Source organism: Amycolatopsis sp. NPDC021455 (genome assembly GCF_040640995.1).
GTDB lineage: Bacteria > Actinomycetota > Actinomycetes > Mycobacteriales > Pseudonocardiaceae > Amycolatopsis.
Genome location: NZ_JBFACT010000012.1, coordinates 1 through 22,584, shown reverse-complemented (window position 1 = coordinate 22,584; position 22,584 = coordinate 1). Strand labels below are relative to the sequence as shown.

The 22,584-nt window shown below is 71.2% G+C and carries 23 protein-coding genes; 10 read left to right on the top strand and 13 right to left on the bottom strand.

Features of this window, described 5'->3' with window-relative positions:
• The first annotated feature begins 6 nt into the window (after positions 1–6).
• From AB0G28_RS17105 to AB0G28_RS17090, 4 genes are all read left to right on the top strand, one after another.
• Positions 7–1,272: a cytochrome P450 gene (locus tag AB0G28_RS17105; protein WP_361089249.1), complete on the top strand. Its 1,266-nt coding sequence runs from the start codon at positions 7–9 to the stop codon at positions 1,270–1,272.
• A complete protein-coding gene (locus AB0G28_RS17100; RefSeq protein WP_361089248.1) occupies positions 1,272–1,979 on the top strand; it encodes a type 1 glutamine amidotransferase in 708 nt (235 codons plus the stop codon). Before AB0G28_RS17105 ends, AB0G28_RS17100 begins: the two co-directional genes overlap by 1 nt.
• A 72-nt stretch (positions 1,980–2,051) precedes the next feature.
• On the top strand, positions 2,052–3,485 hold the full coding sequence (locus tag AB0G28_RS17095) for an APC family permease (RefSeq protein WP_361089246.1): 1,434 nt from the start codon (positions 2,052–2,054) through the stop codon (positions 3,483–3,485).
• A complete protein-coding gene (locus tag AB0G28_RS17090; RefSeq protein ID WP_361089244.1) occupies positions 3,482–4,399 on the top strand; it encodes a TIGR03619 family F420-dependent LLM class oxidoreductase in 918 nt (305 codons plus the stop codon). Before AB0G28_RS17095 ends, AB0G28_RS17090 begins: the two co-directional genes overlap by 4 nt.
• A 364-nt stretch (positions 4,400–4,763) precedes the next feature.
• On the opposite strand, the gene AB0G28_RS17085 is transcribed toward AB0G28_RS17090, so the two are convergent.
• The 3 genes from AB0G28_RS17085 to AB0G28_RS17075 all read right to left on the bottom strand — a co-directional run bounded on the left by AB0G28_RS17085 (position 4,764) and on the right by AB0G28_RS17075 (position 6,761).
• Positions 4,764–5,423, bottom strand: a complete 660-nt coding sequence (locus tag AB0G28_RS17085) for a lytic polysaccharide monooxygenase (RefSeq protein ID WP_361089242.1) — start codon at positions 5,421–5,423, stop codon at positions 4,764–4,766.
• 85 nt (positions 5,424–5,508) lie between these two features.
• A complete protein-coding gene (locus tag AB0G28_RS17080) occupies positions 5,509–6,192 on the bottom strand; it encodes a cupin domain-containing protein (RefSeq protein ID WP_361089240.1) in 684 nt (227 codons plus the stop codon).
• A complete protein-coding gene (locus AB0G28_RS17075; RefSeq protein ID WP_361089238.1) occupies positions 6,189–6,761 on the bottom strand; it encodes a TetR/AcrR family transcriptional regulator in 573 nt (190 codons plus the stop codon). The genes AB0G28_RS17080 and AB0G28_RS17075 overlap by 4 nt, the downstream gene beginning before the upstream one ends.
• Positions 6,762–6,864: 103 nt before the next feature.
• On the opposite strand from AB0G28_RS17075, the gene AB0G28_RS17070 reads away from it, so the two are divergent.
• The 3 genes from AB0G28_RS17070 (at position 6,865) to AB0G28_RS17060 (ending at position 10,774) form a co-directional block, all read left to right on the top strand.
• Positions 6,865–7,248, top strand: a complete 384-nt coding sequence (locus AB0G28_RS17070; RefSeq protein ID WP_361089237.1) for a DoxX family protein — start codon at positions 6,865–6,867, stop codon at positions 7,246–7,248.
• Between the two features lie 14 nt (positions 7,249–7,262).
• The gene (locus AB0G28_RS17065; protein WP_361089235.1) at positions 7,263–8,147 is read left to right on the top strand and encodes an RNA polymerase sigma-70 factor; all 885 of its coding nucleotides are present in this window, start codon (positions 7,263–7,265) and stop codon (positions 8,145–8,147) included.
• Positions 8,148–8,485: 338 nt separating this feature from the next.
• Positions 8,486–10,774 carry a LuxR C-terminal-related transcriptional regulator gene (locus AB0G28_RS17060; RefSeq protein WP_361089233.1) on the top strand — a complete coding sequence of 763 codons (2,289 nt, stop codon included), beginning with the start codon at positions 8,486–8,488 and terminating at the stop codon, positions 10,772–10,774.
• Positions 10,775–11,894: 1,120 nt separating this feature from the next.
• On the opposite strand, the gene AB0G28_RS17055 is transcribed toward AB0G28_RS17060, so the two are convergent.
• From AB0G28_RS17055 to AB0G28_RS17015, 9 genes are all read right to left on the bottom strand, one after another.
• Positions 11,895–12,716, bottom strand: coding sequence for a hypothetical protein (locus AB0G28_RS17055; RefSeq protein ID WP_361089231.1), 822 nt, complete (start codon positions 12,714–12,716; stop codon positions 11,895–11,897).
• Positions 12,713–13,342 (bottom strand): hypothetical protein, encoded by a 630-nt coding sequence (locus AB0G28_RS17050; RefSeq protein WP_361089229.1) that lies wholly within the window; start codon positions 13,340–13,342, stop codon positions 12,713–12,715. The genes AB0G28_RS17055 and AB0G28_RS17050 overlap by 4 nt, the downstream gene beginning before the upstream one ends.
• A 34-nt stretch (positions 13,343–13,376) precedes the next feature.
• On the bottom strand, positions 13,377–14,327 hold the full coding sequence (locus AB0G28_RS17045; protein WP_361089227.1) for a hypothetical protein: 951 nt from the start codon (positions 14,325–14,327) through the stop codon (positions 13,377–13,379).
• A gap of 312 nt (positions 14,328–14,639) precedes the next feature.
• Positions 14,640–15,230: an ATP/GTP-binding protein gene (locus AB0G28_RS17040; RefSeq protein ID WP_361089225.1), complete on the bottom strand. Its 591-nt coding sequence runs from the start codon at positions 15,228–15,230 to the stop codon at positions 14,640–14,642.
• Entirely contained in the window at positions 15,211–15,582 is a 372-nt protein-coding gene (locus AB0G28_RS17035; RefSeq protein WP_361089223.1) for a DUF742 domain-containing protein, read from the bottom strand. Before AB0G28_RS17035 ends, AB0G28_RS17040 begins: the two co-directional genes overlap by 20 nt.
• A complete protein-coding gene (locus AB0G28_RS17030; protein WP_003097762.1) occupies positions 15,579–16,004 on the bottom strand; it encodes a roadblock/LC7 domain-containing protein in 426 nt (141 codons plus the stop codon). Before AB0G28_RS17030 ends, AB0G28_RS17035 begins: the two co-directional genes overlap by 4 nt.
• A gap of 54 nt (positions 16,005–16,058) precedes the next feature.
• Positions 16,059–18,461: a nitrate- and nitrite sensing domain-containing protein gene (locus tag AB0G28_RS17025; protein ID WP_361089221.1), complete on the bottom strand. Its 2,403-nt coding sequence runs from the start codon at positions 18,459–18,461 to the stop codon at positions 16,059–16,061.
• Between the two features lie 390 nt (positions 18,462–18,851).
• Positions 18,852–20,069, bottom strand: a complete 1,218-nt coding sequence (locus tag AB0G28_RS17020) for an aminotransferase class V-fold PLP-dependent enzyme (protein ID WP_361089219.1) — start codon at positions 20,067–20,069, stop codon at positions 18,852–18,854.
• Positions 20,070–20,072: 3 nt separating this feature from the next.
• Positions 20,073–20,444, bottom strand: a complete 372-nt coding sequence (locus AB0G28_RS17015) for a DUF5997 family protein (protein ID WP_361089217.1) — start codon at positions 20,442–20,444, stop codon at positions 20,073–20,075.
• A 42-nt stretch (positions 20,445–20,486) separates the two neighbouring features.
• Here AB0G28_RS17015 and AB0G28_RS17010 point away from each other — a divergent pair, with 42 nt between their 5' ends.
• Positions 20,487–21,167: a LysR substrate-binding domain-containing protein gene (locus tag AB0G28_RS17010; RefSeq protein ID WP_361089215.1), complete on the top strand. Its 681-nt coding sequence runs from the start codon at positions 20,487–20,489 to the stop codon at positions 21,165–21,167.
• 3 nt (positions 21,168–21,170) lie between these two features.
• Here AB0G28_RS17010 and AB0G28_RS17005 read toward each other — a convergent pair whose 3' ends face one another.
• A complete protein-coding gene (locus AB0G28_RS17005; RefSeq protein ID WP_361089213.1) occupies positions 21,171–21,452 on the bottom strand; it encodes an isoamylase in 282 nt (93 codons plus the stop codon).
• A gap of 208 nt (positions 21,453–21,660) precedes the next feature.
• Between AB0G28_RS17005 and AB0G28_RS17000 the strand changes: the two genes are divergently transcribed.
• Both AB0G28_RS17000 and AB0G28_RS16995 read left to right on the top strand, forming a co-directional pair.
• Positions 21,661–22,176, top strand: a complete 516-nt coding sequence (locus AB0G28_RS17000; protein WP_361089212.1) for a hypothetical protein — start codon at positions 21,661–21,663, stop codon at positions 22,174–22,176.
• A 63-nt stretch (positions 22,177–22,239) separates the two neighbouring features.
• Positions 22,240–22,452, top strand: coding sequence for a hypothetical protein (locus AB0G28_RS16995; RefSeq protein ID WP_361089210.1), 213 nt, complete (start codon positions 22,240–22,242; stop codon positions 22,450–22,452).
• The last annotated feature ends 132 nt before the right edge of the window (positions 22,453–22,584 follow it).

The following is a 22,584-nucleotide window of genomic DNA, read 5'->3' as shown; positions in this document are numbered from 1 at the left end:
AGTGCCATGACCACCGCGCACCCCCTGACCGCCGCCCAGGTCGACCTGACCGACCTCGGCGTCTTCGAGCGCAACGAGGCGTGGCCGCGGTTCGACGTCCTGCGCCGGGAGGCACCGGTCCACTGGAACCCGGAACCGGCGCCGAACTCCGGGTTCTGGTCGCTCACCCGGCACGAGGACATCGTCGCCGTCGACCGGGACCCGGACACGTTCACCTCGACCGGGTACGTCAACCTCGAGGAGGTCGTCGACGACGACCTGGCCGAGCTCCGGCGGTCCATGCTCGAATCCGACGGCGTCCGCCACCGGGCGCTGCGCAGGCTGCTGCAGCGCGACTTCGGCGGCCGGACCCTGCTGAAGTACGAGGAGTTCCTGCGCGGGCTGACCGAGGCGACGGTCGACGCGGCGTTGCGCCGGGGCGAGTTCGACTTCGTCAAGGAAGTCAGCGCGGACTTCCCGATCCAGGTCCTGGCCCGGATGCTCGACGTGCCCGCGCGCGACACCGGGCGGCTGATCGCCTGGGGCAACCGGATCATCGGCAACACCGACCCGGACTACGCCGACGTCCTCCTCGGCGACGCCGAAAGCGACCGCTACAAGCACCTGCCGTTCCGCTCGCCCGCCGCGCTGGAGGTGTTCGAGTACGGGCGCGAACTGGCCCGGCAGCGCCGGGGCGGTGACGGCGAAGACCTCGTGAGCAGCCTCGTCAACCGCACCCCGGCCGACGGCGAGCCGCTGACCGCGACCGAGTTCGACAACTACTTCCTGCTGCTGGTGGTCGCCGGCAACGAGACCACGCGGCACGCGATCAGCCATTCCATGCTGGCGTTGCTGAACAACCCCGACCAGCTGGCGCTGCTGCGGGGGGAGCCGGACCGGATCCCGGTCGCGGTGGAGGAGATGCTGCGCTGGGCGAGCCCGGTCTACCACTTCCGGCGGACCGCCACCCGCGACGTCGAACTCCGCGGCCGGCACATCAAGGCGGGGGAGAAGGTCGTGATGTGGTTCGCCTCGGGCAACCGGGACGAAGACGTCTTCGACGACCCGTACACCTTCGACGTCACCCGCAAGCCGAACGACCACGTCACGTTCGGCAAGGGCAGCCCGCACTTCTGCCTCGGCAACAGCCTCGCCCGGATGGAGATCCGGCTGATGTTCGAGACGCTGCTGCCCCGCCTGCGCCGCATCGAGCTCGCCGGCGACGTCCGGCGGGTGCGCAGCAACTTCGTCAACGGGATCAAGCAGCTCCCGGTGCGGGTCGAGACCGCCTGATGCGCGCGCTGTGCGTCCTCCACGACGCGTTGTCCGATCCCGGGTACGTCGGTGCCGCGCTGCGCGGGCTCGGCTGGGCGGTCGACGAGCTCGTCGTCGTGCCGGAGGACCGGCACCACACGCCGGACGTCGAACCGTCCTTTCCGGACAGTTCGGCGTACGACCTGCTGGTGCCGCTCGGCGCGCCGTGGAGTGCCGGCGTCGACGACGCCCGGATCGGCCGGTGGCTGGCGCCGGAACTGGACTGGCTGGCGCGAGCCGTGGACGACGGCGGCGCCGTGCTCGGCATCTGCTTCGGCGCGCAGGCACTGGCCCGCGCGCTCGGCGGCACCGTCACGCGGTCGCCGTCGCCGGAAATCGGCTGGGTGGACATCGAGTCCGACGACCCGGACCTGGTGCCGCCGGGCCCGTGGCTGCAGTGGCACTTCGACCGGTTCACCGTGCCGCCCGGGGCGGCCGAGATCGCGCGCAACGCCGCGGCGTCGCAGGCCTACCGGATCGGCCGGAGCCTCGGCGTCCAGTTCCACCCCGAGGTCACTCCGGCCGGTCTCCGGCGCTGGGTCGGCAACGGTGGCGCGGCCCAGGCGCGGGGCCTCGGTCTCCGCCCGGCGGACCTCGTCGCGGACGCCGACCGTTTCGCCGCGGACGCGCGGCGCCGGGCCAAGGCCCTGGTTTCGGCTTACCTGAAAGAAATCTTCGCGAGCTGACCGCACACTGTTGCGATCCAAACGTTTGTACCCGTACGATTCCCGCGCCGGGGGCCGAGTCGAGGAGACACCATGGTCGACCATGCCGTATCGGAAAGCACGACCACCGGCCACCGGCTCGGTGGCTCCCTCAAGCTGGTGGACGCGATCGCGCAGTCCGTCGGCGTGATCGGGCCGGTCTTTTCGATCGCCTTCCTGGTCCCGCTCCTGGTCGGGCTCAACGCCTCCGGCAGTGGCGCCGGAGCCGCCGCCCCCCTCTCGGTGGCGATCGCGGCGGTCGGCGTGCTGGGCCTCGGCTGGATCGTTTCCGAATACACGAAACGCATCCAGGCCGCCGGATCCCTCTACGACTACGTCACCGACGGCCTCGGCAAGCGCATCGGCGCCGCGGCCGGATTCCTTTACTACGCGGGCATTCTCGCCCTCGGTGCGGGCATCCTGGTGATGATCGGCGGCACGATCCACGACACCCTGCAGGCCGAGTTCGGCATCACGCCGCTGCCCGAGGCGGGCTGGGACCTCGTCCTGCTGATCGGGCTCTCGGTCGTGCTGTACCTCGGCGTCGCGCTGTCGACGAGAGCGCAGCTGCTGCTGGCGCTCGTCTCGTTCGTCGTCGTGCTGGTGTTCTTCGTCGTGGTGATCGCCAAGGTCGGCGCCGCCAACGACGTCGCCACCGCGTTCACGCCCAGCACGTCACCGCAGGGCTTCGGCGGGATCCTCTTCGGCGTGCTGTACGGCGTTCTGCTCTTCACCGGCTTCGAGACGGCGGCCAACCTCGGCGAGGAGACCGCGCACCCGAAGCGGGACATCCCGCGCGCGGTGCTCATCTCGGTCCTCACCGTGGCCGCCTTCTACGTCATCGGCTCCTACAGCCAGGTCGCCGGCTATCACTTCGACCTCGAGACGCTCGGCAAGAACGCCGGCGCGCCGCTGTTCGGCCTGGCCGGCCCGGTCTCCGACGGCGGGTTCGGGTCCGTGCTCGTCCGGCGGCTGCTGGAGCTGGTCGTGGTGCTGGACATGCTCGCGGTGCTGATCGGCTGCGCCGTGGCGGCGTCGCGCGGCATGTTCGCGCTCGCCCGCGACCGGCGGCTGCCCACCGCGCTCGGCAAGGTGAGCCGCCGGGGCACGCCCCTGGTCGCGTCGGGTGTCGTGGTGCTCGTCCACGCGGTGGTCCTGGTGCTCACCGCCGTCTGGAGCGGCTTCCTCGCGCAGGACGGGATGCCGCACTACGTGGCGATGTTCAGCTGGGGCTCGACGTTCGGCGGGTTCTCCCTCGCCGTGATCTACCTGCTGATGTCGGCGGGGGCGTTGCGCGGCCTGCGCGACCACCCGCGGCGCTGGGCGGTGTACCTGGCCGGCACGGTCGGCATCGTCGTTACCGGGGCCGCGATTTTCGGGGCCGTGTACAAGGTCGGCGCGCCGATCATCTACGCGCCGTACGCGGCCGCCGTGGTCTTCGTGCTCGGCCTGGTGGCGGCCTTCCGGCACGCGGCGGTGCGCGCGTGACCGCACCCCGGATGCTGCTGATCCTCAGCGAGAACTGGACGCTGACCTCGGGCCGGGACCTGCCGACGCTGGTGCGGTGGGCCCGCGAGGCCGAGGACAGCGGGTTCGACGCCGTGATGATCAGCGAACACGTCGTGCTCGGTCCCGACGCCTCCGACCGGGGTGTCATGGGCAACCCCCGCGAATATGCGTTGCCCGGCAACCAGGATCCCTTCACGCCGTGGCCGCATTCGCTGTCGCTGCTGTCCTCGATCGCCTCGGTGACTTCGCGGCTGCGGCTGGTCGCCGGGGCGATCCTGGCGCCGCTGCGGCACCCGCTGCTGCTGGCGCGGGAACTGGGCACCCTCGACCTGCTGAGCGAAGGGCGGCTGGTCGTCCAGCCGACGGTCAGCTGGAGCCGGGACGAGTACGACGCCCTGGGCGTGCCGTTCGCCCGGCGCGGGAGGATCCTCGACGAACAGCTCGAGATCCTGGAGCTGCTGTGGCGATCCTCGCCGGTCTCCTACGCGGGGGAGTTCTTTTCCTTCAAGGACATCTACTTCGAGCCGAAGGCGTACCGCCCGGACGGCCCGCGGATGTGGTTCGGGGGCCGGCGCCTGCACGACCGGCTGCTGGACCGGATCGTCCGCTACGGCCACGGGTTCCACCCGCTCGGCGTACCGTCCACAGAGGACCTTGCGCGGTTGCGTGCCGCGGTGCCCGGCCGGGAGCTGGAACTGATCGGCGGGACCCGGGCGGTGTTCCCGGACGCGCGTTCGTGCGCTGATGTCGGCCAGGCCATGGCCGCGCTGCCCGAGCAGATCGAGCAGGGCTTCACGACGTTCTGCCTGAAGCCGTCCCAGTTCACCGACGACCCGGACGACGTCGGGCGACTGTGCCGGGACGTGATGCGCCGGGCCGAAGCGATGGGCTGACGGCCCGGCGCCGCCGCGCCCAGCCTCAAGCGCCCCAATGTGGCGTTGGGTGCGTTGGACGCACCGAACGCCACATTGGGTGCGTTGGACGCAACCAACGCCACATTGGGTGCGTTGGACGCACCGAACGCCACATTGGGTGCGTTGGACGCAACCAACGCCACATTGGGGTTTTCTCAGGAGCGTCGATGTCTGCTGTGGTGATGCGGGTTGCCCCGCGCGGCTACCTGCACCCGGCGAGCTCCTGTGGCCGGCGGCAGCCGTGAATCCGGCGGGGCTGCGGGGCTGGGGTGTCTTGAACGAGTCGTTCAAGACACCCCAGGTCCTGAACGACTCGTTCAAGACATGAGCGGGCCGCAGCGCGTCAGCCGAAGTTCACGTCGCTGCACCACATGTACGTCTGGTCCTGGTGGGAAGCCTGCCAGATCGTGAAGATGACGTGGTGTCCCCGGTACCCGCCGGAGGTCTGGACGTTGAACGTGATGTCCTTGGCCGGCGCGTACTTGCCCGTCTGCGTGACGAGGTCGAGGTTGCCCCAGCCGAGGCGCTGGGTGACCGGGTCGTACCCGTTCTTGCTGACGTACACGCGGATGTAGTCGGCGCCGTGGCTGGCCTGGTCGTACAGGTGCATCGAGAAGCTGCTGCCGATGCTCGTGGTCCGCCACTGGCCGGGCGTGTTGAGGGAGTTGTTGCGGGACAGGGCGTTGCTGCAGAGCTGGCCGTCGGGGGTGGCGCCCTGGAAGTTCCCCTTGAGCCCGTCCCGCAGGGCGCTCATCCAGTTCCACATCGTGTCGGCGTTGGCCTGGAACGCCTGCCAGCACATGGGGTCCTGCTGCTGCATCGCCGGGTTCGTGTGCTGGTTGCCCCAGTCCTTCCAGCACTGGTACGCGCGGGTGGCGGGGCTGACGATGGTGCCGTGCGCGGAGGCCGGCGGGGCCCAGAGGAACAGGCCGGCCAGCACGCCGATGATCACCGCGACGACGCCGTGCCGTCTGGTGACGGACCGGGAAGTGGGCATACGCATGGATGAGCCTCCATTCTCGGATGATCGAGCGGTGGCTTTGGGAGCGCTCCCGGAGCAACAGGTTATACCGGCACCCGGTGAAACTTCAACCGGACATCTCGACCGGATCCAGGCGCGGCGTTTCGCCGGGGCCGACGGGGAAGCAGGCCAGGAAGGTGACCCCCTCGCCTTGGGCGTCGAACCGCGCGACGGGAGTCCCTTCCGGCTCGTAGAACACGTCTCCCGGGTTGAGCACCGTCTCAGGTTCACCCTCGATCCGGTAGATGGCCGAGCCGGCCTCGATGCTGCCGAAGACCGGGCCGTTGTGCGTGTGCGGGCCGGGGCTGTGGTGCGGAGCGATGGTGATGCGGCGGACCTCGACGTGACCGACCAGCCGCGGTTCCGGCAGGTGCTGGTCCAGCAGGACCGTGCGGGTGACGGCGGGAACGTCCGCCGGTTCGCCGATCTCCGTCGGGCTGCCGTCGGCGAGGATCTCCTCGATTGCCAGGTGGGTCATCGACGTCGAGTCCGTCGCGCCGTGCCAGTGCCATTCGCCGGCCGCGACGCGGACCGTGTCGCCCGCGCTGATCAGCGTCGCCGGCTCGCCTCGCCGCTGGAGGTAACCGGTGCCTTCGGTGACGACCAGGACCTGGTCGAGCGGGTGCCGGTGCCAGTGCGTGCGGGCGCCGGGCTCGAACCGCACGCGGTCGACGCGGGTGCGCGAAGCGGCGGCGAGCGGGGTGATCCACGCGGTGCCGGTGATCGCGTCGGCGGGGGCGGGGAAGCTCACGGAGTACTCCTGGAGTGGGCGGCGAGCAACGAGAGCACGCCGGAAACGGCTTGGTCGAAGGGTTCCGGCGTGCTCGCCGCGCGGGCCAGGACGTAACCGCCTTGCAGCACGGCGACGATCGTGGCGGCCAGCGCGGCGGTGTCCGTCGCGGCGGGCAGGTCCCCCGCGGCCCGGCCTTCCTCGAGCACCTCGGCCAGCCGCGCGCGCAGGCGGGTGAGGGTCTCGTCCACCGGGGCGCGCAGCGCGGGGTCGGCGACGATGTCGGGGTCCTGGGTGAGCCTGCCGATCGGGCAGCCCTTGAGCACTTCGCGCTCGCGCCGCAGGTACGCGGTGATCCGGTCGACGGCGGTGCCGGGGCCGCGCAGCTGCTCGTCGGCGGCGGCCAGCAGGACGTCGGCGCTGCGCCGCACGGCGGCCAGCGCCAGCTCCTTCTTGCCGGCGAAGTGGTGGTACATGCTGCCCTGTCCGGCGCCGGCCCGCTGCTGGATGGCCTTCGGGCTCGTTCCGACGTAACCCCGCTCCCACAACAGCTCGCGGGTGCTGTCGATCAGCTGGTCCCTGGTCCCCATGGCGCCCGACTGTACATACTAGTAGGTACAGAATCAAGTGACCCAGGTCATGTCACAGGGTGGCGGCGAGCGGTGTCTGGATGCCGAACGGAAAGGAGAACCCATGGACCTCGCACTGTGGATCGCCGCCGGGCTGCTCGCCCTCGTCGCCTTGACCGGCGGCGTCAGCAAGGTGTTCGTACCGGCGGAAAAGCTGGCCGCCGCACCGGGCGGGGAGTGGACCGCCGCGGCCCGCCCCGGTTTCGTCAGGACGCTCGGTGCCGTCGAGCTCCTCGCGGCGGCCGGCCTGGTGCTGCCTGCCCTGAGCGGGATCGCGCCGGTGCTGGTGCCGGTGACCGCCGCCTGCTGGATGCTGCTGATGATCGGTGCGATGATCACCCACGTCCGGCACGGCAGCGCGAACTTCGCGGTGCTGAACCTGGCCTACCTCGCCGTGGCCGCGTTCGTCGCCTGGGGCCGCTTCGGTCCCGCCGCCTTCACCGCCTGAGAAAGGAGAGGGTCATGAGCGACCACGCCACGGAAACCTTCGTCGCCCACCGGAACCTGCTCTTCACCGTCGCCTACGAAATGCTCGGTTCGGCGGCCGACGCCGAGGACGTTCTCCAGGAAACCTGGCTGCGCTGGGTGAAGGTCGACTCCGAAGACGTGCGCGACGAGCGTGCCTACCTGGTCCGGATCACGACCCGGCTGGCGCTCAACCGGCTGCGCACGATGAAGCGCCGCAAGGAGGCCTACGTCGGCCCGTGGCTGCCCGAGCCGCTGCTCACCACGCCGGACGTGGCCGAGGACGTCGAGCTGGCCGAGAGCGTCTCGATGGCGCTCATGCTCGTCCTCGAGACGCTCGCGCCGACCGAGCGCGCCGTCTTCGTGCTGCGTGAGGTCTTCGACCTCGGCTACGACGAAATCGCCGACGCCGTCGGCAAGACGCCCGCGGCCGTCCGGCAGATCGCGCACCGCGCGCGGCGGCACGTCGACGCGCGCCGCCCGCGCGAGACGGTCTCCGCGCGCGAAACCCGGGCGGTGCTGGATTCGTTCCGGCGCGCGCTGGAAGGCCGGGACCTGCAGGGCCTGCTCGACGTCCTCGCGCCCGACGTGGTCGTCGTCGGCGACGGCGGCGGCGTCAAGCAGGCCGCGCTGCGCCCGGTTTCCGGTGCCGGCAAGGTGGTCCGCTTCATCCTCGGCGGTCTCGGCAAGACCACCCAACGGATCACCGTCGACCCCACGACGGTCAACGGCAACCCGGGTTTCGTGGTGCGCCTGGACGGCGAGCTCGACGGCGTGATGGCGATCCGGTTCGACGACGGCCGCATCTCCGGCCTCTACTACGTCCGCAACCCGGCGAAGCTGACCCGGCTCGCGTCCGAAACCCCGCTCACCTTGCGCTGAAAGTAGTTCGCCGGGTGCGGTGAGTGACCACGAAACAGGTATGGAGTGAGGTACTTGTACGGGTGTGGCGCGAGGCCGCCCGGAGCACGCTCGGACGGGCCGTCGAAGACCGCGGGAGGTCCCAGCAGATGGTGCCCGGCCGGTCGCGTCCCCTGATCCGGGTCGTCTCCCCCTCGGACGATCCGGCGCCGCGACCGGCCACTCCCGGCCGGTGACCCCCGGAGGTTGCTTCCTCCGAGGGACGACCGCCCGGTCGCATTGACCGCTCGTGACGTCCTCCCTACGGTTCAGTGGTGGGCGGTGTAAGGGGAAACCTGCCTGCGGACGCCACGAGCTTCGTGGGACGCAAGCGCGAAGTCGCCGAGGTGAAACACCTGCTGGCCGAGGCCCGGCTGGTCACCCTGACCGGCGTGGGCGGCGCCGGGAAGACGCGGCTGGCCGTGCAGACCGCGGCCGGGCTGTCCCGCGCGTTCCCCGACGGCGTCTGGCTGGTGGAGCTCGCCGGGCTCGAGGACCCGGCGCTCGTGGCGCACACCGTCCTGGAAGCGCTGGGCGTGCCCGACGAAACCGGCCGGCCCTCGGCGTCCGTGCTCGCCGGGCACCTGCGGGACCGGCGGCTGCTGGTGATCCTGGACAACTGCGAGCACCTCCTGGACGGCTGTGCCGCGCTCGCGCACGACCTGCTGCGGGCCGCGCCCGGCCTCCGGCTGCTGGCGACCAGCCGGGAGCGCCTCGCGCTGGCCGGCGAGCACCTCTGGCCGGTGTCGCCGCTGCCGCTGCCCGACCCCGGGTGCCCGCTGCCCGGCGGCGGCTGGCTGCGCTACCCGGCGCTGACCTTGTTCGCCGAACGCGCGGCCGCGGTCGTGCCGGGATTCGCCGTCACGGCGGAGAACCAGGACCGCGTCGCCGAGGTGTGCCGCCTGCTGGCCGGCATCCCGCTGGCCATCGAGCTCGCGGCCGTGCGGCTGCGGGTGCTGACGCTGGCGGAGCTGGAAGCCGGGCTGGGCGACTGCTTCCGGCTGCCGGGTACGGCGAAGCGCGGCGGAGAAGCCCGGCACCAGACGCTGCGGGCCGCCATCGACTGGAGTTTCGCGCTGTGCGACCCGGCCGAGCGGCACCTGTGGGCCCGGGCGTCGGTGTTCGCCGGCGGCTTCGACCTGACGGCCGCCGAGCGCGTCTGCGCCGGTGACGGACTGCCCGCCGGCGAGCTGCGGGACAAGCTCGCCGGGCTGGTGGAGAAGTCCGTGCTGGTCCGGGAAACCGACGGCGACCGGCAGCGGTTCCGCCTGCTGGAGCCGCTGCGGCAGTTCGGCCGCGACAAGCTGGCCGGCTCCGGGGAGACGGCGGAGATCCGGCGGCGGATGCGGGACCACTACCTCGCTCTCGCCGTGCGGAGCGAACGCGCCTGGTTCGGCCCGGAGCAGGCGGACATCTTCCGGCGGACGCGCCGGGAGCACGCGAACCTGCGGGCGGCGCTGGACTACAGCCTGACGGCGCCCGGCGAGGTCGAAACCGGCCTCCGGCTCGCCTCGGCCCTGTGGTTCTACTGGGTGGGCTGCGGGGTGTTCGGCGAGGGCCGTCACTGGCTCGACCGCGCCCTGGCCCTCGGCACCGAACCGGGTGAAGCGCGGGCGAAAGCGTTGTGGGTCAACGGGTACGTCGCCATGGTGCAGGGCGACAAGGCCGCGGCCGTCGCGATGCTGGAGGAATGCCACGCCTACGCACTGCGGGCCGGCGACGACGTCGCGCTGGCGTACGCGACCCACCGCCTCGGCTGCAACCTGCTGGCCGGGGACGACATCGGCGACGCGAAGCCCCTGCTCGAAGATGCGCGGGCCCGCTACCGGCGGCTCGGCGAGCTCAACAGCATCGTACTGCTGGCCGGCGTCGAACTCGCCGTGACGTCGGTCTTCCTCGGCGACCTCGACCGCGCCGGGGAACTGTGCGAAGAGGCGTGCGCGACCGGCGCGGCCCACGGCGAGCAGTGGGCGTGCGCCTACGCGGGTTTCGTGCAGGCCCTGGTCGCGCTGCGCCGCGGCGAACTCGACCGCGCGGCCGCGCGCGGACGGCATTGCCTGCGCGTCAAGGGCACGTTCCACGACCTGCTGGGCATCGTGCTCGCGATCGAGGTGCTGGCCTGGACCGAGGCCGCGCGCGAACGCTGGGAACCGGCCGCGACGCTGCTCGGGTGCGCCCAGCCGATCTGGGCCGGAGTCGGCTTCCCGTTGTTCGGCTCCCGGCACTTCGGCGCCCCGCACGGCGAATGCGTGACGCGGACCCGCCGCGCGCTGGGAGACGGCCCGTACGAAGCCGCGTTCCGGCGCGGCGCCGAGTTCGGCTTGCCGGAGGCGATCGCCTACGCGCTCGGGGACGGCTGCCCGTCCCCGTTCCCTTCGCCGTTCCCTGCGCCGGAACCGGAACGGCCGACGCCGCTGACGGACCGGGAAGCGCAGGTCGCCGCCCTGATCGCGGAGGGCCGGACAAACCAGGAGATCGCCGACCGCCTGGTCATCTCCCGCCGCACCGCGGAGGGGCACGTGAATCGGATCCTGCGGAAGCTGGGTTTCGATTCCCGGGCGCAGGTGGCCGCGTGGGCGGCCAGGGCGTCGCGGGTGCGGTCGCCCTGAGCGTCCCGCAATCCAGTAGTCGCGCTGCTTGGTCACTTGAGCAACAGCCCCGCCTGCCCGGGCGATCCCGCCGGTCAGGCCCTTCAGCGACTTCCGCCGCGCGGATTCGCCGGCGACCGAGACCTTCGCCGCCTCGTCGTCGAATCCCGTTGTCTGGTAGACCGACGCGAGCTGGGCGTAGATCTGGGGCACATAGCGCTTGTCGCGCCCCAGCCGGCTCCCGCGCCGACGCAGTGGATGTGCGTGCGCGGGCTCCGCCCGCGGCCGAGTTCCGGTGCCCGGTTGATGCGGCTCGTTCTGCCTATGACGGGCGTGGCTGAGTTTCAAGATACGGCTTCGCCGTGGCGTGGGAAATCGGCGCTCTCTGTGGTTGCTTGTGTTTGTGGTCGCCGGCGCCGATTCCCCACGCACCGAGTCTCTCTGCCGCTTCTCCCGTGGGGTGTCCGTCTGCGGTGGCTGGCGACCGTGCGGTCTGCGGAAGCCGAGTTGGGTGCGGCGCTGGTGGAGATCGAGCAGCGGGGCGTGCTGGAGCTGTTCGGTTACCGGTCCGTGCCCCGGCTGCTCGAACACCTCGCGGATGTCTCGAAATCCTCCGCTGAGCGGATGGTGAAACGGGCCCGGGCGGTCAATCCCGGCCGCAACCTCGACGGCACCCCGATCCCCGCGGTGGCCGCGGCCACCGGGGTGGTGGCTCGGTCGGGGCGATTGATTACCCCGATGATCGATGTGATCGTCGGGGTGCTGCAAGACATCCCGACGGAGCATCGGGAGGGTGCCGAGCGGCACCTGCTGGACTTCGCGGACTCACCATCGGTTGCTGCACCGCTCCGGGTGGGAAGTCCGCATCGCCGCCGACGGCCTCCCGGAATTCCTGCCCCCGATGTTCCTCGACAGGCAACGAAAACCGAGGCGCAACAACCTCCACCAACCCCTGCCCTTCGCGGCATGAACACGGGACAGGCCCGCAGCCACCGGCTACGGGCCTACACCCACGTCCGGAAGACCGTGCCGGCGGCGCATTCGGCGTGGACGTCGGACCGCACGTGGGCAAAGGTCCGCCTGCTGCGGGCTCCACGTTTGGCATCCAGGGGTCAAGCCGCCCCAACCTCAAGCCCGAGCATCACCCCAGCCGATCGCTCCAGTCCGTCAAAGCGGCAACAAGATCCCCCGGACCACCGACCTCGCGCAACCGCCGCACCTCGGCCTCGATGTAGTGCCGGTACAAGGGAACCAACCCCGCGGCCAGCTCGGGACCAGCCTCGTCGGCGTCCAACGGCTGCCCCTCCCGGACCCGCGCTCCCAACCGGACCAGAGACTTCGCCGGTGCCTCCGGCTGAGCCAGATACCACTCCAGCGCCTCGTCGTTGGTGGCCGCGCGGCCGGTCTCCGTCGTTCCCGAATACAGGAACCGGACCGGGAAGAACACCGCCTTCGTGAACCACACCTTGTCGGCCAGGAGACGGCGTGGGGCGCGGAACTCCGCCGTCACCTCGTCGGTCGCCAGAACCGCCACCGCGAACCGGGCGCTCTCCAGCAACAGCTCCTCCGCCGCCGGGCGGGCCACCTCGGCCGTCACGTCCTCGCCCAGCAGGACCCGGCCGTGCTCGGCCAGCTGCAGGCGGTCCAGGGCCGGGAACCGGCCGTCGTCCTCTCCCGCTCGCAACGCCGGCAACGATGCCCAGAACACCGACAGCTTGCGGTGCAACGGGCTTCGCCCCTGCAGCTCCTCCGTGGCCGCCGCCACGGCCGAGTGGTCGCCCTCCTGGACTTCCGTCAGCACCAGGGCCAGGTCGATGTCGCTCACCGCCGGGGAGTAGCCGCCGTACGACAGGCTTCCGAGTACGTACGCGCCGAGCAAGCGCGAACCGAGCAGGTCCCGGTATGCCCCCGCAGCCTCGGTGGCGATCGCGCGAGCCTCGGTCGCGGGTTCGGTCGTCGTCATGCCGCCACGGTATCGCGGCGGGCGCACTCCGCTATGCGGTCGGACACCACCCCGATCACCTGCCACGCCCGGTCCAGTACCGCGATCACCGCGTCCGCCGTCCAGTCCTCGCGCCGCCGCAGGAGTTCGTAGCCCATCTCGAGGTGCTCGACGTCCGCCTCGTCGTGCAGGTCGAAGTATTCGTCGTCCGGGAACGCCTTGGTGCCCGCCTGGCTGAACACCAGGCTGCCGGCCTCCAGGGCCAGGTGCGCCAGGACGGCCCGCTGCACGCCGGGCAGGATCGCGAACTGGTCCACGAACCACGACGCGCCCATCTCGATCACCGGGTCCCAGACCAGCTCCCGGTCGTCCGCGCGGCTGCGCGCCAGGATCCGGTCGTGGCCCACCTCCTCCTGCTGGTGCTCGCACGCCAGCGCCCGCAGTTCCGGGTCGCTCTCGAACGTGACGCGCGCGCTGATCATCCGCTGGAAGGCGTTCGACCACGGCTGCAGGTACGTCAGCACCGCCTTCTTCGTCTCGGCGGGAGTGTCCTCGCCGGTCAGCAGCCGGATCAGGTCCGACGACTCGTACTCGCGTTGCCGCTGCTCGTTGTGGCGGGCGACGCGCTCGACGTCCTGGTGGGTCACGATCGGCTCCTTACCGTGGTGCTGCGGGAGATCACTAGGCGACATCGACGGGAGACAGGGGAGTGGGACCGGGCCGGTCGTAGACGGGGAACCGGAAGTACGTGGTGACGTCGCCGCGCCGGCCCGCCGCGCGGTAGCTGACCAGCTCCAGTACGCCCCGGCTTTCCGACAGCGGCCCCGGCGCCAGCGCGGCGGCGAGCGTGCGGAACCGGCCGGGGTCCACGCCTTCGTCGCGCAGCAGCTCGGCGGTCCGCTCCACGGCTTCCTGGTCGTCCGGCACCAGATCGGGCAGCCGCAGGTACGTCGTGGACTCGGCGGCGCGGTCCACGCCGGACCGGAACGCCAGGCAGCTCAAGGCCGCCTCGCCGGCGTCCGTACGCCCGCCGGCCAATATCCGGTAGGCGGACTGCGCTTCCCCCTCGTCGTGGCGCAACGCCACCGCGGCGACCCGGCCGACCTCCAGAAGGCCGGCCGTGTGGTTGCGGTAGTAGATCTTCACCCTGGCCCGGGTTTCGCCGGCCAGGTCGACGGCGAAGAACTCGATCTCCCGCTCGCCTTCGACAGTTTCGATACGACGGTGGGCGTCTTCCCACGCGGCCCCCAGGCCGAGCTGCGCCATGGCTTCGGCCACGGCCGCCTCGCGTTGCGCGTGGGGCCACGAGTACAACCCGAAGTAGGTCTTGTGGACTACCCCGGACGGCGGCCGCCAGGCGATCGAATGCCACAGCGGCGCGGGCGAAGGACGGCCTGCCCGCGGCGTGAACGTCTCGTGGACGCGCTCGAGCCTGCGGGCGGCGAAACCGCTTTCACCTGGGAAAACCAGGTGGTGACCGAGGCTGTCGAACAGCACGCGCAGCTCCGGGCGCCCGCCGGACCAGTTCACCGACATCTCGGCCGGGAAGCCGTCGTCCGCCACATAGGACGGCTGGACGGGCGCATGGCCGATCCGCTCGTGCGCCCACGGCGGCAGCAGTGCGCGCAGCATCCGGGTCGTCCGGACGGACTGCTCGACCGGGACCTCGAGCGCGTCACACGCCGTCGACCAAAGCCCACACAGAAAGTCACCGAAGAGCCGGCCCTGTGCCGGATAGTTTTCCCTTATATATTCGGGAATTTCCGGTACACGACTGGTCACGCCCGGATGCTATCAGTTGGATGCGTGCTCAACTAAAAGTCTGCACCCGAGTGGTCCAGTCAATTGCGCCATGTGGGTACGCCGGTGTCCGGGGTGGACACGGAGGGGCACATCGGACACCGGCGTCGTCCTGTCCGGACACGACCGGGCGTGACCGGGCTCTCAGACCCGGGCCGGCACCACGGTCATCGCGTGCTTGACCAGCCGGATCAGCGCGAGCTTGCTCGAGTCCCGGTCGCGTGCGTCACACATGACGATCGGGACGCGGTCCGGGATGACCAGGGCCTCGCGGACCTCGTCGGTCGTGTAGCGCGGCGCGTTGTCGAAGCAGTTGACCGCGACGACGAACGGGATCTTCCGGCGTTCGAAAAAGTCGATCGCGGCGAAGCTGGTCTCCAGCCGCCGCGTGTCGACCAGCACGATCGTCCCGATGGCCCCGCGCGCCAGGTCGTCCCACATGAACCAGAAACGCGCCTGCCCCGGCGTCCCGAACAGGTACAGCACGTGCCGGGGCGAGATCGTGATCCGGCCGAAGTCCAGCGCGACCGTCGTGGTCGTCTTCCGCTCGACGCCGGACAGGTCGTCCACCCCGGCACTCGCCTCGGTCAGCACCTCTTCGGTGGTCAGCGGCGGGATCTCGCTGACCGAACCGACCATCGTGGTCTTCCCGGCGCCGAAGCCGCCCGCGATGATGATCTTGACCGGCGTGGGGACCAGTTCCGTCCCCGCGGGGTCAGTACTTGATGAGGCCATCGAGAACCGCCTGGAGTGTTTCGAGGTCCGGCGACTGCGCCGGGTTATGGGTGGGCGACCGCGTGATGACGAGGCCGCGTTCGATCAGGTCGCCGACGAGCACGCGCACGACCCCGAGCGGGATCTTCACGTAGACCGCGATCTCGGCGATGGACACCGGGTGGCGGCACAGCTGCACGATCGCCTGGTGCTCCGGGCCGAGCCCGGCCGGCTCCTGTTCCGACCGCAGCGTCATCACCTGCGTCGACAGGTCCAGCCGCGCGTTCTCGGCCGGCGTCCGGCCGCTCGTGATCGTGTACGGCCGGACCAGCGGCCCGGCGGCCTCGTCGTACCAGCCGTCTTCGGCACTCATGTGGCCTCCCGCAGGACGGACGCCGCTTCTCGCGGCGCGGACGCCATGTAGTCGCCGACGCGCTTGACCAGCCGGCTCATCTCGTAGGCGATCATCTCGACGTCGACGTTGTCCGCGGCCAGCACGGCGAGGCAGGCGCCCTGGCCCGCCGCCGAGACGAACAGGTAGCCGCGTTCCATCTCGATCATGTTCTGCAGCACCGGGCCGCGGTTGAACTGCTTGCTCACCCCCTTGGCGAGGCTCTGCAGGCTGGAGGCGATGGCCGACAGCTGGTCCGAGTCGTCCTTGCCCATGCCCGCCGACTTGCCGATCAGCAGCCCGTCGGCGGACAGCACGATGGCGTTCTGCGCGCCGACCACGCGGTTCACCATGTCATCGAGCAACCAGTTGAGATCGGGTTTGGGGTTCCCGTACTCGTTCATTCGACGTCAGACCCTGACTTTCGGTGTGTGGACTTTCCTGTGTGCTGTCGCGGACTACGAGTCGTCCGGCCCGCCGCGTCCGCGGCGGGTTCCCTTGTGGAACGCCGCGAGCGTGCGCGCGGTGCCTTCGCCCGGCGCCACGACCTCGTCGGCGCTGTCGTCGGGTTCGTTCTCGAGCTGGGCGACGAGGTTCTGCTGGGGCTCACGCCGGGGGAGCCGGGGCCGGTCGTCGGTCGGCTGGTCACTTACAGCCTTGGCGGGGGTGACGACGGGCGCCGGTTCCGGTTCCGCCACGGGGACCGACGGCAGAGCGTCGGGCGGCGTGAGGGCGCGTGCCGGGTACGGCCGGGGCTTGGTGTCTCGTTTCATCGGGATCTGGCCGCTGAACGAGCTGGGCGTGTCCATCGTGCGGAGCGAGCTTTCTGCTGCCTGCGGCTCGGGGCCGCCCACCGGCGCGAGGACCGCGGTGGTCTCGGCAGGCGAGGTCTCTTCGGCCGGCGTCCCGTGCTCGCCGGCCAGGTGCTGGGTGGGGATGAGGACGGTGGCGCGGAGGCCGCCGTAGCGGGACGGGTCGAAGGTGACGGTGATGCCGAGCCGGGCCGCCAGGCGCGCGACCACGAACAGGCCGAGGCTGGAGTCGGCCCGCAGGGCCATCGCGTCGAACTCGGGTGCCTCGGCCATCATCGCGTTGGCCCACTCGCGGACGGCGTCCTTCATGCCCAATCCCTGGTCCGACACGTCGACGACGACGCCCCGCGCGACCAGGCGGCTGGTCACCTCGACCGGCGAGCCGGGCGGCGAGAACGACGTCGCGTTGTCGACCAGCTCGGCGACGAGGTGGATCGTGTCGGCCACCGCGGCGCCGACGATCGAGACGTCGGGCACCTGCTCGACCTGGACCCGCGCGTACTGCTCGGTTTCCGAGACGGCCGCGCGCAGCACCTCCATCAGCGCCACCGGCTTGCGCCAGCGGCGGCCGGGCTGCTTGCCGCCGAGGATGATCAGGTTCTCGGTGGTGCGGCGGGCGCGGGCGGCGAGGTGGTCGAGCTGGAACAGCGACGCCAGCTGCGTCGAGTCGTCCTCGCGGGCTTCCATCTCGTCGAGGATCTGCAGCTGCTGGTGGACCAGGACCTGGTTGCGGTGCGCGATGCCGAGGAAGACGTTGTGCACACCGCTGCGGGCCTTGGCCTCGCTCGCCGCGGCGTTGACGGCGGTCAGCTGGGCGACGTTGAACGCCTCGGCCACCTGGCCGATCTCGTCCCGGCCGTGGTCCAGCTGCGGCAGCTCTTCCTTGAGGTCGACGGCTTCGCCGCTCTTCAGCCGCTCGACGATGTCCGGCAGCCGGTGGCGGGCGAGGTCGAGGGAGTCGTTGCGCAGCCGGGCGAGGCGGGTCATCAGCGCCCGGTCGACGAGCGAGCGGGACACCCGCACCGCCACGATGATCGCCGCCAGCGACGCGAGCAGCGCCACGATGCTGCCGATGATCACGTTCCGCAGCTGGGCGTCGCCGGAGTCGATCGCGGCCGCGGAGACCTTGTCCGCCTGGGTGATCGCGAGGTCGTTGAGGCCCTGGGCGACCTGGGTCGTCGCGTTCTCCCAGTCCGTTTCGGACACCGGCACGGTGTTCTGCTCACCGGTGGACCACGGGCCGCGCTTCACGAGCGCCTGTTCGGCGGTCGCCAGCTGCCGCCAGGCCGTCCCGGTGGTCAGCGCCCGGTACTTGTCGCGGACCGCCGGGTCGAGGAACGGCGCGATCTCCGCCAGCTGGGTCCGGTACAACCCGGACAGCTGCGCGAACTGCGCGAAGTCGTCGGGCGCGAACGATCCCGAAGAGAACGCCGTCGAGACGAGCGACGTCTCACGCGACATCATGTCCCCGGCGCGGAAGACCGAGGTCGCCGTGATGCCACCGGTCGCCGCTTCGGCGTCGGGCACGACGCGGGCCTGGGTGTCGAAGAGGTTGGACGCCGTGTCCATCACGCCGTTGTAGTAGCTGTTGACCTGCGCGCGGTCGATGCTGCGGAAGCTGATCTGCGAGCGCAGCACGGGCAGCTGGTCGAACTGCGACTTCAGCGCGTTCACCTTGGACGCGATCTCGTCGGGCGCGTTGGAGATCGTCGCGGCGAAGGCTTCCTTCAGCGCGGAAAGCTTTTCGTCGGTCGCCCGCTGCTGCTGCTGGAGCCGCGCCGGGCCCTGCCTCGGGTCGTCGAGGTACTGCAGCGCGGTCTGGCGTTCCTTCTGGAACTCGGCCAGGGCGGTGGCGGCGGGGATCGACACTTCGCGCACGGAAGCCGCGACCAACCGGACGTAAACACCATTGAAGAGGAAGTAGGACGAGACCGCGATCCACAGCACCAGCAGTGTCACGCTGGGAATGAGGACGGTCCTGGTCAGCCTGTTGCGGATCGACTTGTCGTACGGCTTGTCCGACTCGTCCCTGGGGTCTTTGTTCAGCACGGCGGTTCACGAACTCCTGAGTGACGGTCGGCGAGAAAAGGGGACCCGGACGAGGAAGCAGACACGAAGATGGGACACAGCGGCCGCCGTCACCCGTCTTCGCCTCACCCTCCGTGTTGCCGCGGAATCGATCAGGGCCCGATTTTTACCACGAACCCGTGCAGCGCAGTGCCGGTGACCCGGTTGGCGGACAGTCGTCCGGCGCGGAGCGAACGGCGTTTACTCAGCGCTCCGGAGTGATCACCGGCATTTCCTCTGGTAACAGGCCCAGGACACATTTCGGACTCAGCCGCACTGGTCCGAACGGGTGAAATCGAATTCGTCCGCTTCGCGGTGCGGAGTGTCCGCGGCGAGGGAAAGGAAGGGCACGGTCGTTGCCCGGATGTCCCGTCAGCCGGCGAGTTCCCGCACGCGCGCCATGGCCTGCCGGACTTCGGCGAAGCCGGTGGTGAGCGGGCTCAGCCCGATCCGGATGCCGTCGGGGCGGCGGAAGTCGATGAGCACGCCGTTGTCGATGAGCACGCGCGCGAGCCGTTCGGCGTCCGGGTGCCGCAGCGTGACGTGGCCGCCGCGCCGGTCGTCGTCGCGGGGTGAGGCGACCGCGAACCCGAGCGGGACGAGCCACGCGTCGGCGAGGGCGAGCACCCACCGGCCCAGCGCCACGGCCTTGGCCCGCACGCGGTCGATCCCCGCTTCGGCCAGCAGCGCGGCACCCTCCTGGACACCCACCATGCCGAGCACCGGCGGGGTGCCCGACAGCGCCCGCCGGATCCCCGGCGCGGGCACGTAGCGCGGCGCCATGGCGAACGTGTCGGCCGCGCCCATCCAGCCGGTGATCGGCTGCCCGAACGTCTCGTGGTGCCGCGCGTTCACGTAGAGGAAGGCCGGCGCGCCGGGGCCGGCGTTGAGGAACTTGTACGTGCAGCCGACGGCGAAGTCGGCGCCCGCCGCGTCCAGCTCCACCGGGAGCACGCCGACGCTGTGGCACAGGTCCCAGACGACGAGGCCGCCGCGCTCCTGCACCAGCCGCGTGACGGCGGCCAGGTCCGTGATCGCCGCCGACCGGTAGTCCACATGGGACAGGACGACCGCCGCCGTGCGCGGGCCGGTGACCGCGGCGACGTCCTCGGCGCGGACGCCGGTCAGCGGGTCGGTCTCGATCCACCGCACTTCCCGGCCGAGTTCGGCGGCGACGCTCTCGACGAGGAACCGGTCGGTGGGGAAGTTCGCGGTGTCCGTGACGATCTCGTCGCGCCCCGGCCGGAGCGCGACCGCCGCCCGGAGCGTCTTGTAGAGGCACACGGACGTCGAATCGGCGACGATCGTCTGCCCGGGCGCGGCCCCGAGGGCGACGCGCCCCAGCTCGTCCCCGATCTCCCCGGGCAGCGTGAGCCAGCGTTCTTCCCACGACCGGATGAGCCGGGCGCCCCATTCCTCGGCGACGAGGCTCTGAAGCCGCTCGGCGGTGGCCCGCAGCGGACGGCCCAGGGAGTTCCCGTCGAGGTAGGCGACCACGCTCGCGTCGGTGATCGGGACGAACCGGTCGCGGAACGCGGCAAGCTCATCGGTGGTGTCGAGCCGCTTCGCCGCTTCGGGCGAGATGTCCATGGCTCAGCCGTGCTTTTCCTTGACCCGCACCGCTTCCTTGCGCACCTCGGCCTGGGTGGCGCGCTCGCGCACCAGCCAGTCGGGGTTTTCCGCCTTCAGCGCGTCGATCTGCTCGGTGGTGAGCGGCTCGGTGACCCCGCCGCGCGTCAGGCCGCCGATGGAGACGCCCAGCTTCGCCGCGACCACCGGCCGCGGGTGCGGGCCGGTGCGGCGCAGCTCCCGCAGCCACTCGGGCGGGTCGGCCTGCAGCGCGTTCAGCTCGTCGCGCGAAACGACGCCCTCCCGGAACTCCGCGGGGGTGGCTTCGAGGTACACACCCAGCTTCTTCGCCGCCGTCGCGGGCTTCATCGTCTGGGTGGTCTTGTGCGACGTCATGCCGTCCAGGGTAGCCAGCGTCACCCCCGGTAACCTGACCCGGTGACCTCTTTCAAGCTCGCGTACGTCCCGGGCGCGACTCCCGCCAAGTGGGTGCGGACCTGGGGCGAGCGGGTGCCGGAGGTTCCCTTGGAGCTCGTCCCGGTCGCCGCGGCCGACGCGACCGGCCTGCTGCGCTCCCGGGACGCCGACGCGGCGCTGCTGCGGTCGCCGATCGACCGCGACGGCCTCCACGCGATCCCGCTCTACACCGAGACGACGGTGGTCGTCGTGCCGAAGGACCACCTGATCGCGGTCGCGGACGAAGTGTCCACCGTGGATCTGGCGGACGACGTCGTGCTGCACCCGCTCGACGACACGCTGGAGTGGCCGGCGCTGCCGGGCCGCCCGGCGGTCTCGCGGCCGGAGACGACCGCTGACGCGATCGAACTGGCCGCCGCCGGGGTCGGGGTGCTCGTCGTCCCGCAGTCGCTCGCGCGGCTGCACCACCGCCGCGACCTCACCTACCGCCCGGTCACGGACGCGCCGCAGTCGAGCGTCGCGCTGTCGTGGCTGGAGGAGGAGACGACGGACCTGATGGAGCAGTTCATCGGGATCGTCCGCGGCCGCACGGTCAACAGCACGCGCGGCCGTCAGCAGCAGCCGGCGGAGAAGAAGCGCGCGCAGCGGCAGCCGCGCAAGCCCGTGGCGGCGAAACCGGGCAAGCGGCGCCGCCGCGCCTGAGGGTCAGGGAGTCGTGCAGACGCAGTTGCCGTCGGCGCGGTCGGGCAGGTCGGGGTCGTCGAACCAGAGACCGTTTTCGCCGAGGTAGCGGAACTGGAGCACGGTGCCCGGGACGACGTCGACCGACGCCGAGCGGCGGCCGTTGGACCGCGGGGTGAGGTGGTGGCGGCCGGGCGTCCAGTCGTTGAACGAACCCACGACGCTCACCCGTCCGGGCGGTGCCCCGACCGGGAGGCTGAAGGTGACGCGCTGGGTGCCGGCCCGGCTCTTGCTGATCTTGATCACGGGGTGCTGGCCTTTCGCGGGAGGAGGCGGAGAGTGGCGTGCTCGGCACTGAGCGCCGACATGATGACACAGCTGTGACGACTCGGTCACTTGCGGTGCCCGATGGAGGGAATGCGCCGCTCAACGGTTCGCCACCGACCGGGTGGTCCTGCCGCGAACCATGATCATCTTGCTGCCGGACGTGCGATCTGGTGCGAGACTGTCTGCCGTGACAGTCACCGTTGATCGTCATGTCGAGGACCCGTGTGCCTGGCTCGGCGCCGTCGCCCACGAGCTCGCCGGCCTCCACCCGGCGGACACGCGAGCGGTGCTCCTGACGGTGTGGGACGGGCTGGTCGGCGCCCGGCTGGCCGGCCTGCACGCCGCCGCGGTTTCGCCCCGGTGGTGCGCCCGGCAGCGGCACGCCGAAGCGGTGGAGTTCGACCTCGCCGCGCAGCTGGCACGCAACTGCACCGTCGGCACCGGCCTGGCCATCCCGGCCCGGCTGCCCGGAGCGGCGGTCGCCTGGCCGGGCGAGCGGGCCGACGCCGCCGTCGCCGCGATCGTTTCCTGTTGCGGCACCGCGGAAGCGGTGCTGCGCCGGGCGGGCGAGCTGACCCCGGTGTGGGAGGACAGCCTACTCGGACCGGTCGCGCTGACCCGCCGGCTCGCGGACTGCTGGACGGGCCGCCACCCCGGCCGCCCGCTGCGGCTCCCGGTGCCCCCGCCCTCGTGGTGGCGCTGAGGGCCGTGTCCGTCAGGTGAAGGCTGGGCCGGCGGACGCCGGCCCCGGGCGAGAGGAGGCCGGGTGACCGAACCAGCGGCGGCCCCCCGCACGAGACTGCCGCCCGCGACCCGCACGGCGGTGCACGCGTTCCTGCTGGCCGAACTGGTGGCGGCGGGGAAGCGAGCCCGCGCGGCGGGCTGCCCGCCGGAGGTACTGGCGGCGCTCTTCGACGCCCGCCGCCGCTCGGCCGCCGTCGACGGCCGGGGCGTGGAACCGGTCGCCGAGTACGGCTAGCGGCTCGGTGGTCGTTTGCGGCGCACGGCTCGCGCACGTCGGCCTCAAGCGCCCCAATGTGGCATTGGGTGCGTTGGACGCACCGAACGCCACATTGGGGCGCTTGAGCCGGTCAGCGGCCGAGGATGGCCA

What these genes read in the sequence shown, in the direction of transcription:
- AB0G28_RS17105 (WP_361089249.1), top strand. Translation starts at nt 7, where the DNA reads ATGACCACCGCGCACCCCCTGACCGCCGCCCAGGTCGACCTGACCGAC.
- AB0G28_RS17100 (WP_361089248.1), top strand. Translation starts at nt 1,272, where the DNA reads ATGCGCGCGCTGTGCGTCCTCCACGACGCGTTGTCCGATCCCGGGTAC.
- AB0G28_RS17095 (WP_361089246.1), top strand. Translation starts at nt 2,052, where the DNA reads ATGGTCGACCATGCCGTATCGGAAAGCACGACCACCGGCCACCGGCTC.
- AB0G28_RS17085 (WP_361089242.1), bottom strand. Translation starts at nt 5,423, where the DNA reads ATGCGTATGCCCACTTCCCGGTCCGTCACCAGACGGCACGGCGTCGTC.
- AB0G28_RS17075 (WP_361089238.1), bottom strand. Translation starts at nt 6,761, where the DNA reads ATGGGGACCAGGGACCAGCTGATCGACAGCACCCGCGAGCTGTTGTGG.
- AB0G28_RS17070 (WP_361089237.1), top strand. Translation starts at nt 6,865, where the DNA reads ATGGACCTCGCACTGTGGATCGCCGCCGGGCTGCTCGCCCTCGTCGCC.
- AB0G28_RS17065 (WP_361089235.1), top strand. Translation starts at nt 7,263, where the DNA reads ATGAGCGACCACGCCACGGAAACCTTCGTCGCCCACCGGAACCTGCTC.
- AB0G28_RS17055 (WP_361089231.1), bottom strand. Translation starts at nt 12,716, where the DNA reads ATGACGACGACCGAACCCGCGACCGAGGCTCGCGCGATCGCCACCGAG.
- AB0G28_RS17045 (WP_361089227.1), bottom strand. Translation starts at nt 14,327, where the DNA reads ATGCTGCGCGCACTGCTGCCGCCGTGGGCGCACGAGCGGATCGGCCAT.
- AB0G28_RS17040 (WP_361089225.1), bottom strand. Translation starts at nt 15,230, where the DNA reads ATGGCCTCATCAAGTACTGACCCCGCGGGGACGGAACTGGTCCCCACG.
- AB0G28_RS17035 (WP_361089223.1), bottom strand. Translation starts at nt 15,582, where the DNA reads ATGAGTGCCGAAGACGGCTGGTACGACGAGGCCGCCGGGCCGCTGGTC.
- AB0G28_RS17030 (WP_003097762.1), bottom strand. Translation starts at nt 16,004, where the DNA reads ATGAACGAGTACGGGAACCCCAAACCCGATCTCAACTGGTTGCTCGAT.
- AB0G28_RS17020 (WP_361089219.1), bottom strand. Translation starts at nt 20,069, where the DNA reads ATGGACATCTCGCCCGAAGCGGCGAAGCGGCTCGACACCACCGATGAG.
- AB0G28_RS17015 (WP_361089217.1), bottom strand. Translation starts at nt 20,444, where the DNA reads ATGACGTCGCACAAGACCACCCAGACGATGAAGCCCGCGACGGCGGCG.